General features: G+C 31.5%; 11 protein-coding genes. 1 reads left to right on the top strand and 10 read right to left on the bottom strand.

Annotation, left to right across the window (positions count from 1 at the left end):
- Positions 1–250 precede the first annotated feature (250 nt).
- Positions 251–418: a hypothetical protein gene (locus tag DQQ01_RS16460; protein WP_242980693.1), complete on the top strand. Its 168-nt coding sequence runs from the start codon at positions 251–253 to the stop codon at positions 416–418.
- A gap of 481 nt (positions 419–899) precedes the next feature.
- Here DQQ01_RS16460 and DQQ01_RS07680 read toward each other — a convergent pair whose 3' ends face one another.
- From DQQ01_RS07680 to DQQ01_RS07635, 10 genes are all read right to left on the bottom strand, one after another.
- Complete coding sequence (locus tag DQQ01_RS07680; RefSeq protein ID WP_111919540.1) at positions 900–1,115, bottom strand: hypothetical protein; 216 nt, start codon at positions 1,113–1,115, stop codon at positions 900–902.
- Positions 1,116–1,144: 29 nt separating this feature from the next.
- The gene (gene lanM, locus DQQ01_RS07675) at positions 1,145–4,138 is read right to left on the bottom strand and encodes a type 2 lanthipeptide synthetase LanM (RefSeq protein ID WP_111919539.1); all 2,994 of its coding nucleotides are present in this window, start codon (positions 4,136–4,138) and stop codon (positions 1,145–1,147) included.
- Between the two features lie 16 nt (positions 4,139–4,154).
- Positions 4,155–6,122, bottom strand: coding sequence for an FtsX-like permease family protein (locus DQQ01_RS07670; RefSeq protein WP_111919538.1), 1,968 nt, complete (start codon positions 6,120–6,122; stop codon positions 4,155–4,157).
- Positions 6,123–6,131: 9 nt separating this feature from the next.
- Entirely contained in the window at positions 6,132–6,890 is a 759-nt protein-coding gene (locus DQQ01_RS07665) for an ABC transporter ATP-binding protein (protein WP_111919537.1), read from the bottom strand.
- A complete protein-coding gene (locus tag DQQ01_RS07660) occupies positions 6,877–7,608 on the bottom strand; it encodes a flavodoxin family protein (protein WP_111919536.1) in 732 nt (243 codons plus the stop codon). The genes DQQ01_RS07665 and DQQ01_RS07660 overlap by 14 nt, the downstream gene beginning before the upstream one ends.
- 70 nt (positions 7,609–7,678) lie before the next feature.
- Positions 7,679–7,855 (bottom strand): lichenicidin alpha family lanthipeptide, encoded by a 177-nt coding sequence (locus tag DQQ01_RS07655; protein WP_162624274.1) that lies wholly within the window; start codon positions 7,853–7,855, stop codon positions 7,679–7,681.
- A 48-nt stretch (positions 7,856–7,903) separates the two neighbouring features.
- Positions 7,904–8,080 carry a lichenicidin alpha family lanthipeptide gene (locus tag DQQ01_RS07650; protein WP_111919533.1) on the bottom strand — a complete coding sequence of 59 codons (177 nt, stop codon included), beginning with the start codon at positions 8,078–8,080 and terminating at the stop codon, positions 7,904–7,906.
- A 48-nt stretch (positions 8,081–8,128) separates the two neighbouring features.
- On the bottom strand, positions 8,129–8,305 hold the full coding sequence (locus DQQ01_RS07645; RefSeq protein WP_111919533.1) for a lichenicidin alpha family lanthipeptide: 177 nt from the start codon (positions 8,303–8,305) through the stop codon (positions 8,129–8,131).
- A 35-nt stretch (positions 8,306–8,340) separates the two neighbouring features.
- Positions 8,341–10,446, bottom strand: a complete 2,106-nt coding sequence (locus DQQ01_RS07640) for a peptidase domain-containing ABC transporter (protein WP_111919532.1) — start codon at positions 10,444–10,446, stop codon at positions 8,341–8,343.
- Between the two features lie 37 nt (positions 10,447–10,483).
- Positions 10,484–13,297 (bottom strand): type 2 lanthipeptide synthetase LanM family protein, encoded by a 2,814-nt coding sequence (locus DQQ01_RS07635; protein WP_162624273.1) that lies wholly within the window; start codon positions 13,295–13,297, stop codon positions 10,484–10,486.
- Positions 13,298–13,341 lie beyond the last annotated feature (44 nt).

The following is a 13,341-nucleotide window of genomic DNA, read 5'->3' as shown; positions in this document are numbered from 1 at the left end:
GAACAACAGTCCTACAGAAGTTGTATGGGACTGCTAAGGCTGGCTGAAAACATTCTCCAGCGAAATTGGAATAGGCTTATATAAAGAAAGTATCCTATTATGGAAAACCTATCTATAAAAGTATCAATAATCTACTCGCTGCTATGACGAGTGAACCTGATTATACATCGGATGATCTCTCTACATCAGAGACAGCAAAAAAAGTACAAGGCATTATCAAAGGTAGTAGATACTATGAAAGTAAATAATCATGTCAAATCAGCGTACACTCGATAAAACACTTGAAATGCGTCTTACAGTAATGGTAGAGGGATTCCGTATCCAGATGGATGACAACAACATGAAGAAAGTTCTTTTTGAAGACCGTTTCAGTATGCTGGTAGATATCGAATATAGTAACCGCAAAACAACCGTTTAAAAAGACTCCTCCGTTTTGCAGAACTGGAAGAGCCGGATGCCAGTATTACAGCAATTGATTACGAATACGACAGAAAGCTGAACAAAGCTCTTATTAGTAGATCTGTAGCGGTGAAAGTACACTTGCAGATGCCATTATGGATCGTATTTCTTATTATCCATACAAAATCGATATCGAAAGTATTGCTCCAACCAAAGAGTTCTCAATGCGGAAGTATATGGTCTGGATCCGATACAAGCCAAGTAAGAAACGAGGTGGGTTAGGAGTTCGGATAGATGTCTCTGCCGCACTGTAATATTCAGCGCTTATCCTAAAAATTATTTACCACTCATAATGAACCTACAAATGTAATAAATGTTTACTTTCTATCAAAATGATGAAGTAAAAGCCGGCTCAAGTAAAAAACTATTTTCCTATCATTATGAGTGATAAAATGATAAATCTACAGTTACCCTAATTTAGAGTTTACTGTTAAAATGTATTATTTCTTTTTTAAATACTTTATTTTCAATCTTTCTAACCCACGTTCATCTGTAACCCATTCATCTACATGTCCGCAAACTTCACAAACAGTTCTTCTGATTTTTACTTTCTTTCCAATGCCCATAGAAATATGCGGACTATAATATGCATTATAAGTTTGTTTTACTAATATTAATTTGTTGGATTTGCAATTTCCACAAGTTTTTTCTGTCATATCTTACCTCCTTCTATTACTCCCACATATTATTGCAGATACAATATTGATGGGATTTCATTACTACTATGCTGTACAAGTGAATAAACATATCCACTTAATCCTAGCATCAGTCCAAGAACTTCTGTTCCTCTAAAACATTTCCCTCCATATCTCTCTTGCATTACATTTTCATAAAGCCAATGAAAACTAAGTTTCTCTCTTTCTAAAACTTTTTTGTCATACAATACTTTTCCCGCAAGTTTCATTATTTCAAGACTACTAAAATCGCCGTGACAAAGCGAAGTATTATTTCCAAAAGATCGTGTAGAAGAAATCTCCATTGCGCACTTAATATCATCGTCTATATTTTCATAGCCGTATTTTTTGAGTAATACTCTACTCAACAATATTCCTGATGTCCCATGACACCAACCGTATCCTATCAGTTCCTTTTCATTCGTTCGATACCAACCTTTATTTTCATATGAAAATAGTGATTTATGCTTTCTAATTACTTCATTAATAATTTCCCTATTATTAGTACTCCCTAATAAGTGATCACACCTTGCAAGAGCTGTTATTATACCCGAATCCCCATGACCAAATCCAGTATATATTTTTTCCTTACCCTCTAGTGTTAACTTCCACCCACCATTATTAGCACTATAACGCTTAACTAATATCTTTTCAACAGCTTTCATTTGCTCTTTTACTACCACCAATAACTGGGGTTCTTCTATATTTTCAAAAATTGAACATAATACAAGCAAATAGCCTGCTGCTCCTCCAATGATATCTGTCATCTTATCATAAACTAAAATTTTATCTATTTTACTAATCAGTTGCAAGCAATGTTTTTTGTAAATTTCCTTTTTAGTATACTTAAACAACTTAGAATTCAAATATAAATTTCCAGCAAGTCCAGTGAATGCCCCTATCAGTGAATGCCGATTTTCATTATAAAATTTGATTTCACTATTTCCATAAGCTGCAATGTTCTCTGCAATTTCAATATAATATGACTTTCCACTGACTACCCCATAATATAAATATGCAAGAGCTATCCCAGCTTCACCATTATAAAGATCCCCTCCAACATAACTATAGTTAACTAGTTTATCGTTTCTATCGTCATATAAGCAATCCATCCAACTCCTATAACTATCCCCAAATGTAAAACTCTTATCTAGCATAACATCTAATATTTTTTCAGCAAGTTGTAAATATTCATTTTTATCAATAGAATAATCTTCAAACATAAGTCCTGTAATATCTTTTGAATATTCTGCTTTTTCTCCAAAATATGATTGATGCAGTATTCTCTCTTGAAAATGCAAATCATCTTCAGATAAATTTTTTATCTTATCAAGTATTTGTTTCACTGGAGGTACAGAATAAAAATCTGCTACTTTACCTCCTTCAGCAAAGATACCTTTCTCGTTCGTATATGTATAAAAATAAGGTATATCCCCCCTCAATAATGCTTGATTTTCTAATATATATATATCTGTCTCAAATTTCCTATAATGTTCCACATAATCCTTACAAAGGATTATCCTCTGGCTCAGATTATCCATCAATATATCCGGATGGTAAGTTAATCCAAGTAAGGTTGAATATACTGCAGTACTTTTTAAAATAACCCTAATCTGCACATCTGCAAATAATGCTTCTACTATTTTAGCATACTCACCTTTGTGCCTCATTAGAATCATGTATGCATAGTGAAAACCATTTTCAATATCCGCTATATTCTTCTTATTCAACTCACTTCCAAAGATATTCTGTTCTTTTTTCACTTCTTGATAATCAAAAACTAAATTGATATCACTTTTACCTTGATTTTTCACGGCATATGTTTTGTACGGTGTTCGATGATTCCTAGTAGTGCCAATCCCCCCAATTTCTACTTTTTCTGGATTACTACCGATATATAAGGGCAATAGACCTGTTCGCTTTAAAGATTCCGTTTTTTCTAACAATTGTAAATCAGCCTTATCTTTAGTTGCAAATGGAGAAACAACTGTTTCACAGTCAATAATTACTGGATATTCACCACTTGCAATAAGATTTTCACAGTGCATATCTGAAGCGTTCAGAGAATATAAAATAGCCAACAATTCACCACATCTGAAATAATATTTTTTCTTTTTTTCATCATCTACCTGATTATTGTAAAGGATCAACTCAACAATTCCAAAATTTTTTCTATTAATCACAGAAAACGTTTTTAAATCTTGACCTTCTCCAACCCATGTATTATATTTTTTTAACAATTTATTGAATGCGACATCAACAGTCAACTCTCTTGGCTTGTAAATATAAATACTTTGATTGGAAAACAATAGTTTTGCAACGCTCTTACCATAATTGTGAGTATCACCTTGACCTAAAACAATTCTATCCAGTGTAATGCCGTCACTAATCTGTAATTCCTCCCAAACTGACAACACATTTTCGATAATATCTTTATAAAACTCTAAAAACATCTTTGTTTTTAGAGCAAGTTTTTCGAAAAGCACAGGATATAATTGAAACATTTCTTGTCGATATAACTTATCATTAAGAACTTTTTCTTCGTACATTTTAAACTGTTCTGAACTTTCTCCATCACCTAGTTCAGATTTCGCATGTAATCGTTTAACTTCTTGTACCAACACTTTTGCTGATACTGGTACAAGAGTCGAAACTAGTCCTTGCATAGATGTCTGTAAAATCCCTTTTGAATCTATCCTCTGATCTCTTAGTTCAGACCAATTCATTAGCTCTGATGACACGTAATATAAATATGGTAAATAAAATGTTCCAAAATGAAACTTGCATTCTATTTTTTTCTTGTTATCAATTTCTTGTGCCTTTTTCATCCAAGTTTCATACTCTTCTCTGTATATGTCATTTTGAACAGCAAGATTGTTTTTATACAATTCATCTTCTAAATTCTTATCAAATAACACAGTAAATGCATTATTAATGTCTTCATAATTAGTTTTGCTTTCAAACAATGACAGCCAAAATTGTTTATAACTTTCTTTCTTATCCATATAATCACCTCTTCTTTTAATCCTGTTTTAATACAATATCTATATACTGTTTTGTCGTAAGACCATAAATCCCTCCATATACTGCAATAAATATGATTGCAGTGACTAAAGCGCAGAGAGCAAATAATGAAGTATTTCTCAAATTTAAAAGCATCAAAAATTTTACAATAGTTTTGTACGCAAAACACATATTAATTATGGAAAATACTAAAGGCACAAAAAATGCAAAAAGTACCTGTTGTCTTGTTATTTTTTTTATGACATTCTCTGTAACTCCAATATTTTTCATAACTTTAAATTTATTCTGATCTTCGTACCCCTCCGATATCTGCTTATAGTAAATCACAAATGCCATCATAACTATAAACAATATGCTAAACGCAATTCCAACAAATAAAAATGCAGAATACATTGCTAATTGCCATTCATATGTTTTTTCTCTATAACTAGCATCACCTCTTATCTGCTGTTCATTCATATACGAATTGATGATTTCAACAAATTTCCCTTTATCAAAAGACTCATCTACTTCAATTCCACATACGTAAGAAAGTTCGCTATAACTTTTATCCTCTTTTTCATTTAGATGATTTGGCTCAGCTATTAATGGATTACTACATATGATATAGTAACTTTGGGCAATCTGAAAATCTTCTGTATCATATATTGGCATATCCGACAAATAATCTATAACTGCATAGTCTACTCCATTAATTGATACATTTTTATAATCAAAACTAGTATCATTGGTAAAAATCATAATCTGATTTTCTTCTAATGTAATTTTTTTATCAACCAAAGAATTATAAGATTCAACATCAACAAAATGCACCACCCCATAATCACGATCTACAAAAGAAATACTAGAATTATTTTCTATAGTATTGTCTGCAATTTTGCAATCAACTTTATATGTTACTAAGCCCAATTTTTTCTGTATTCCGCTATTTTCTTTAGAATAGTCTCCAATTATTTCATTTATTTCCAATATATCCTGCATACTTACTTTACTCATAGATAACATTATTTCTGTTACATATTGCTTGTTTACTTGATCCTTTAAACCTGCATATAAAGAAATTGTAGCAGATGTTATTGTTATTACCGCAGTTCCTAGCAAACAAATACAAGCCATTCCAACCGCATTCTTTTTCATACGATGTAATAGATTGGAAATAGAAATAAAGCTAGAAATTCTAAGAAAAACCTGTTCAAATTGTTTCATTTTTTTCAAAATCATAATACTGGAATACACGAAAACCATATATATTCCACCAATTATCAACAGTACTGCAAAAAAGATTCTATTTGCTGCCTGAATAGGAGATACTGTTGTCGCCGCCATATAATAACCACCGGCTAATAATACAACACCTATAGTAGCTTTAATTTTAAAACTCGACGGTTCAACCTCTCCTAATTGTTCCCCCTTTAGTAAATTAACAGATTTTGTTTTTAAAAGTACATATGAATTAAAAAGCCAAACTAATACATATAAAATTACGAATAACAAAATTACTTTTAAATTCACTTCAGAGCTAAAACGCCATACCAATATTTCTTCACTTTTTAAAACTTTAGCTATAATTATGAACATAACACTCGACAACGAATTCCCAAGTAATAGCCCTGCGATAATTACCCCCATTGCAATAAAAAACATTTCCCAGAATGTTAGTATAATTAAGTGCTTTTTGGACATCCCTAAAGTATTATACACTCCTAATATCTTTTTTTTCGTTCTAAACAGATAGCCATTCGCTAAGAATAAAAAGATTGCTACAATTATTCCTGATATCACTATAGCCATTTTTAGTATCCGAGTAAATAACTCAGATGATACCATCGAAACAATTGAATCATTTTTCCCAATTGTATAGATTAAAAAGTAGATAACAAAAGAGATGACTCCTGCACAAAAAAATGGTGTGTATATCTTTCGATTTTCCTTTAAATTTCTAAATGCAAGTTTTACATAGAACATAATAATCACCTACCGTATCATTTCATTATTTGTTAAGTAAAAAACAATTTCTTCATTCATTTTAGTGTTTGACATTCCCGGATACTTTTTTATCTGATAGTTTAATTCACCATCTTTAATAAAAAGCACTCTATCCGCTCTACTTGCTGCCTTAACACTATGCGTTACCATTAAAATAGTTTGACCTTCTTGGTTTAACATTTCAAACAAATCTAAAATATTATTAGCTGCCTTAGAATCCAATGCGCCTGTTGGTTCATCGGCTAATAATATCTCTGGTTCTATAGCCATTGCTCTTGCTATTGCTGTTCTTTGTTTCTGTCCACCCGATATTTCATAAGGATATTTATCAACAATTTCTTTAATTCCTAACTTAACTGTCAATTCCTCCATCTTTTTTTTCATTACAGAGCTCTGCGCTTTATTCAAAATAAGTGGAAGATAAATATTCTCTTTAACAGTCAAAATATCCAATAAATTGAAATCTTGAAAAACAAAACCTAGTCTCCGGCTTCTGTATTTGGCAAGTTCAAAATCTCTCATTTTTGATATTTCCTTACCATCAATGATAACACTTCCTGAAGTACTGTTATCCAATCCCGCTAAAATATTTAGTAATGTTGTTTTTCCTGATCCTGACTCTCCCATAATTGCTACAAATTCACCGCAATTAATACTAAACGATACATCCTTTAATGCTACATATTGGTTTCTTCCTCTATTAGTTTCGTATATTTTCCTTAAATTTTTAACTTCAACACTTTTCATTTTCGTTTTTCTCCTTTCGTTTTGCACTAAATAATATTTGAAAATCTGAAGCAGATAGCATTCCCTCCTTTTTCCATATTTGGTACAATCTTGATTCTTTCTCTATATTATTAAGCATCCTTTTCATTTGCTCATAGTATTCCAATTGATATTCTGAAACAAAAAATTCTCGTTGTCCACTCTCATATTCCTTTATATACTTGCATAATAATTCAATCGCTTCATCTTTTTCTTTCTTTGACATCAAATTATTTTTAATTGACAATGTTCCTAAAACACCTGCCCCGAAAATACTCAGTATCTTTGACAAATAGATATCAACCTGATAATTTCCATTTGTGTTTGATACAGTTACAGGAAGTGCTATTTTCCCCAATAATGGCATCGTATAACACCACGGATTTAATCTATCTAAAAAATTTTTCATAGGACCATTTACATTATGCAAATAGACGGGTGATGCTAGAATAATCAAATCAGAAGCCATCATTTCTTCTTTTAATGTCTCCATATGATCTAACTTATCCTTTACACACTTTCCTGTATTTAAACAACTCATACAACCACTACAAGGCTCTATCAAATCTTTTTCAGGTGTAGATATATAACATCCTTCTACTGAACACAATCCTTCCAATCTAACAATAAGATCCTTGATAATTTTTAATGATTTTGAATATTCTCCCCTCATGCTACTTGCATAAACAAATATTCTCATTTTATCCCTTCTTTGCTTTTATAAATTACCGTGGCAGCAGATACTGCCACGGTATGCATGTTAAAATTGATTACCAATTACAGATAATCATACACTCCACTGTTACAGAACACAGGTAACCATCATTACCCCAGTCCTTGCTTTTTCCTGCTCCGTTTTCATCTTCTAGAGTTGCACTGTGATTTTTAATCTCTTCTGCAAGGCTACAAACTTCTTCTATATCTGTCACATTCTTTGGATTCTTCATTTTCAGTTCTCCTCTCATATTTCTATTTAAGTTATTGTTTTACTTCAGTTACCAATTACAGATAACCATACATTCTACTGTTACAGAACACAGGTAACCATCATTACCCCAATCCTTACTTTTTCCTGCTCCGTTTTCATCTTCCAGAGTTGCACTGTGATTTTCAATCTCTTCTGCAAGGCTACAAACTTCTTCTATATCTGTCACATTCTTTGGATTCTTCATTTTCAGTTCTCCTCTCATATTTCTATTTAAGTTATTGTTTTACTTCGGTTACCAATTACAGATAACCATACATTCTACTGTTACAGAACACAGGTAGCCATCATTACCCCAATCCTTACTTTTTCCTGCTCCGTTTTCATCTTCCAGAGTTGCACTGTGATTTTCAATCTCTTCTGCAAGACTACAAACTTCTTCTATATCTGTCACATTCTTTGGATTCTTCATAATTCTACACCTCCCTTCTATTGAAGCTATACACTCTAATACTGTGAATTCTGATATAGCCTACTATACTCACCATTCATTTTAAACAGCTCTTCGTGAGTCCCTTGCTCAACAATTTCTCCATCTTTAAGAACATATATATAATCTGCATCTGCAATGGTTGTTAATCTGTGCGCAATAATAATTCTAGTACAATTTTTACTATAAATATTATTGTATATTTTTCGTTCATTAACAGAATCTAAAGAACTGGTTGCCTCATCGAAAATAAGTAAACTAGGCTGATTGACAATTGCCCTAGCCAATACAATTCTCTGTCTTTGTCCACCAGAAATATTCATTCCCATATCTGATATGATTGTGTTAAATCCCATAGGCATATCATTTATCTCAGCTAATATCTCAGCTATTTTGCAAGATTCTATTACCTGTTCCATTGTTATATCTTCTCTCCCCATAGATATATTTTCTATAATCGATTTGTTAAATAGGGTATTATCCTGGGGAACCATCCCACATTGTTTACGTATACTTTCCTGAGCAATATCAGAAATATTAACATCATTGTAATATATATTTCCCGACGTTGGCTTATAAAGTCCCAAGATTAATTTCATCAATGTAGACTTCCCAGATCCAGATTGTCCCACAAAAGCAATCTTCTGTCCCTGAGTTATCTCTAAAGAAATATTTTTTAATACACGGGGAGCGTTAGGGTTATACTTGAAAGATACATTATCCAATTTAATTGAATCAATCTTACCAATATTTTTGGTCCCGTTTTCTTCTATATTCTGGTTTGCAATATCTGAAACTCGTTCTAAATACTGTTCAGATAAAGCAAAATAATTCATAGTAGTATAAATATTTACCATGTATGAAGAAATCAATGTAACAACCGAATATGTTGCAACTACTTGTCCTATTGTTAGTTCTAATTGTTTCATATTTATAATAGAAATAAACAGTACGAATAGTGGCAGTATTGTTTGAATTAACGTAGCTGCTGTATTGTAGTAACTTTGATAGATGTCTCGTCGTTTTGTTTTTTCGTTCGTATAATCAAATTGCTTCTCCCATTGTTTATATACTTTATCTTCAATTCCCGCAATCTTAATATTCAATATCGAATAAATAAATTCTGTCTGTATTTCCTGTAATTTAGTAAGACCTGCTATCTCTAATTGGTTTAGGGTCAGTACTTTACTACTTAATGCTTTCAAAAGAATGCCTATACCTATTAACAATATAGAAATTATTCCCATAATAGTTACAGAATATCTACATAAATATCCCATGAGAATTATTACGGCCCCTGCTGAAACAACAAAATTTACCATTTTTTCAGCATAAAGATTTTTCACCATCCCTATGCACTCAAGGCTAAATGCCAGATTCCCAAATGATCTATTTTCAAAAAAGGTATAATCAACACCAATCAAATGTTTATAAATTGCCTTTGAAAAATCACTAAATAATCTTGTGTTAAAAAATACTTTCATTAATGCATTCAATAACACTACCAAGATATACCCTAGTATTGTCCCCAATGCAATCCATGTCAGTTTATAGTTAAACTGTCCGATACTATCTATCATATTTTGAATAAACATATTAAATATTATTGTAAAGAAATATGTTAGAACACTCAGTACCAATATGCCTACTAATGCTTTTTTACATGTTTTGATATATTGCATATAGCGAAGCCAAATAGACTGTTTTTTAGTAACTTTTTCAAAATCTTCTCCTGGTATTGCATATATAAAACGTTCTGAGTATCCTTTTATAAACTCGTCTTTAGTATATTTTACATATCCTAGAGCTGGATCTACGACATAATAGATCCCACCTCTAACTTTTTCCAAAATTACAAAATGACATTTTTCCCAATAAATTATTAAAGGTTTCTTAATCGTTTCCAGCACCTCTACGGTTCCTTTATACGCTTTACATTCATATTTCTGCCATTTAAGAATATCGCATAATGCTGAAATTCCCACACCATCTCTTCCTGGTTTAACATAATCTCTTAAATCATTTAAATCTATATTATTTCCATAGTAACGGTTCAACATAACAATGCAACATAATCCACATTCCGTCTGAATCAACTGAGGTATATGCTTAACCTTTGCCATCTTCTCCCCTCCTTTCTGCTATACTAATTATCTATCCTTAAAATGTTTCTAATAATAATATACAAGGCATCTTTTCATTATGCTCTCTTATTTTATGGTAACAATAGCCAGTTAAACCTTCCATAAAATCAATATTATAAACACCTGGTATATTCCTTCCCTTTAAACCATATGTCTCTATTTTTTTGTCGACTTCATAACTAATTTTCTTATAAACATTCGTTTGTTCAAATTTAGTATGATACTGCCTTATTACATCAAGATTTCCAAGCGTTCCATGACATAAGATATCATCATACTCCGACCAGCTATCATAATTCATGATTTCTTTAAAACATCTTTCGATATCTTTACGCAATTCTCTTTTATGCTGAACTCTTGTATGACTAAAAGCCTCAATTCGAGAAAGCAATATTCCTGCTATGCCATAACACCAAGCATTTATTGATTCCTTACCACTTCGCAAATCAATCCAATTATTGGATTCTTTCAAATAATATCTATTTTCTCTCTTGATTAAGTCAATTCCCGCATTGTAAGATGATAAGCTCTCTAAATTAGTCGCTGCCTTCAGTAGTGCTAAACTCATTCCAGCAAAGCCATGAGCAAAGCCTGTCTGATTTGGCAATTTTTCTTCCTTATATGCCTTTATCAAACGCTCATTAAACTTTTCTAGTACCCGTAAAACCTTTGGATCTCCACAATCATCATAAACATTACTTAAAAATAACACGATACCTGCACATCCACTAATAATGTCCATTTCGGTATACTGGTTAATATCTACATTCCAAAAAAAATCTAAATACTCACTAAATTTTTTATTATAATAGAAATCCTCTGTAACTTTAGCCGCATTATAAGAAAGGTACAGTAAAGATCCACAACCGTCATACATTCCCAAACTCTTATTGTATTTATATATTTCTTCCAAAGGAATGTCAGAAATGTACCTCAAACGCTTGAACACCTCCAAACAAATCACATTTCGGGTTTCCTTATATAATCCTAAAAGAATAAACGCCATTCCTCCCCCGTTATAAAGATTAAATGGAAGTATCCCAATACAACATCTTTCTTCTTCCTCTACTATATTGAAGTAATCGTTCCTCCCATCTATACTTTTAAGTTCATGCGTATTAAATATGTAAGAAAGAATAGTATGTATACCCTTACTCTTTAGATTAAAATATCCTGTTCTATTATATTTCGCTTTTCCATAAACAGATACACGAATAAAATATTCTTGAATGCTCATATCTTTTTGAGAAAGCAATTGTATTCTTTCCTTGAATATTTCTTCTATAGTTTTTTCAAAAAAATCCTCTGCAACCTTTCCATTAACAGAATATAAACTTTTAGTTTTATATCCTGTATAGAAATATGGAATATCTTCTTCCAATAATTGTTCTTGTTCTGCTGAAACTACCAGCAAGTGCTCTTTTGATACAATTCCAGAACCGCTTAATCCATTAAAGACAATGTCTCGTCCTCCTTCAGAATTCATATAATAAGGATGGTATGAAGCTTCAAGATATTTATAGTATAATTTTGTATTACGTAAAACCTGTCGAAATTTACCCATTTGAAGTTCTTGAATTCTTAGAATCCTATCAGTTGCATCAGTAGACAAAAAAAGACTATAGCATTCTCGAAAACCTTCAATTAAACTTTCTATGTACAGTTCCGGCAAAATCGGCTTTCCAGCTAGCGTTACTGCATTATTCAAATTAAGTGTATCATCAATTCTTATATCCATTGTTTCATAGCAGATGTCACTTCTACCAGCATTGACTATAACATCAGATTTAATATTTATTTCTTCAAGGCCTCCTTCAAGGCCACTAATATCCAAACGACTTTCTGCCTTCATTCCCGCAATATTCATTGGTAATAGAACCGAAGCAAATACGGAGTTACACAACTGCTGTTCAAAATCACTGGCCTTTTTCCATCTAGTTCCTCTAAATACGTACTGATTTGTAAATAATGTTTCTATATCAATCAAATACGGATAATCTTTCGCCGCTATGATGTTTTCCAAATGCATATCTGTACAATTAAGCAAATAACATAAAAAAACATAGCACCCAAATCTATACATATAATCCTCAATTTCTCTTTCATTAGAACACGTTTCTCTTTTCACAAATACTTGCCAACCATGATCTCCAACATTGGCAAATTTAACATGTTGCAATTTTAGACGTAATCTATTTTGATTGTTCAGAATATCCAATACTTTACTAAAAATTTCATCATTTATAAGTGAATGTGGTTTATAAACCACTTTAATTTCATCATTCAAAGTAATCACATAAACACTTTTACCACCATTATGAGTGTCTCCGTCTCCAATTGATATCTCATTTATCCTCTCAATATGTTGATCCAATAAATTTTCAATAATATCAATATCTTTATACAAATTTTCAAAGAAAATTTGTATAGAGTTACACAATGCACTTTCTTTCGTCTTAATAATATGCATCAAAGGTGAATCTTGAGCAAAAATCCTTTCAAAATTTTCCTCCATAAAAGTATTCACAAAAAAATTATATTTTTCTTCTTCACTTTCTCCCCAAAGGAAATTTGCTTGATTGCTAATCTCTACAATCAATGTTTTTTGGCATATATGAATCAAAATCTGTTTATATGCCTTTGCCAGTTCGGTTAAAATTCTCTTCTTTTGCAAACTAATATTCAAAGTTTCTTCCGCAAAATTATTAATTATATCATTTACTTTTAACAGAAATTGGATAATAAATCTCCTATAAACTTCATCAAAGACTCCTGTTTTTTCATTTATACAATTTTCTGTTATTTGTTGAATAAAAGAATTATTATCCAATTGTTTCTCTCCCTTCAAAGTGATTTACTATTGTACATCTTTAT

The sequence above is a fragment of the Blautia argi genome (assembly GCF_003287895.1).
GTDB lineage: Bacteria > Bacillota > Clostridia > Lachnospirales > Lachnospiraceae > Blautia > Blautia argi.
This window is presented reverse-complemented; position numbering and strand designations above follow the sequence as displayed.

Excerpts from the sequence above, each read along its gene's own strand:
- DQQ01_RS07655 (WP_162624274.1), bottom strand. The coding sequence starts at position 7,855 with ATGAAGAATCCAAAGAATGTGACAGATATAGAAGAAGTTTGTAGCCTT.
- DQQ01_RS07670 (WP_111919538.1), bottom strand. The coding sequence starts at position 6,122 with ATGTTCTATGTAAAACTTGCATTTAGAAATTTAAAGGAAAATCGAAAG.
- DQQ01_RS07680 (WP_111919540.1), bottom strand. The coding sequence starts at position 1,115 with ATGACAGAAAAAACTTGTGGAAATTGCAAATCCAACAAATTAATATTA.
- lanM (WP_111919539.1), bottom strand. The coding sequence starts at position 4,138 with ATGGATAAGAAAGAAAGTTATAAACAATTTTGGCTGTCATTGTTTGAA.
- DQQ01_RS07650 (WP_111919533.1), bottom strand. The coding sequence starts at position 8,080 with ATGAAGAATCCAAAGAATGTGACAGATATAGAAGAAGTTTGTAGCCTT.
- DQQ01_RS07640 (WP_111919532.1), bottom strand. The coding sequence starts at position 10,446 with ATGGCAAAGGTTAAGCATATACCTCAGTTGATTCAGACGGAATGTGGA.
- DQQ01_RS07660 (WP_111919536.1), bottom strand. The coding sequence starts at position 7,608 with ATGAGAATATTTGTTTATGCAAGTAGCATGAGGGGAGAATATTCAAAA.
- DQQ01_RS07645 (WP_111919533.1), bottom strand. The coding sequence starts at position 8,305 with ATGAAGAATCCAAAGAATGTGACAGATATAGAAGAAGTTTGTAGTCTT.
- DQQ01_RS07665 (WP_111919537.1), bottom strand. The coding sequence starts at position 6,890 with ATGAAAAGTGTTGAAGTTAAAAATTTAAGGAAAATATACGAAACTAAT.
- DQQ01_RS16460 (WP_242980693.1), top strand. The coding sequence starts at position 251 with ATGTCAAATCAGCGTACACTCGATAAAACACTTGAAATGCGTCTTACA.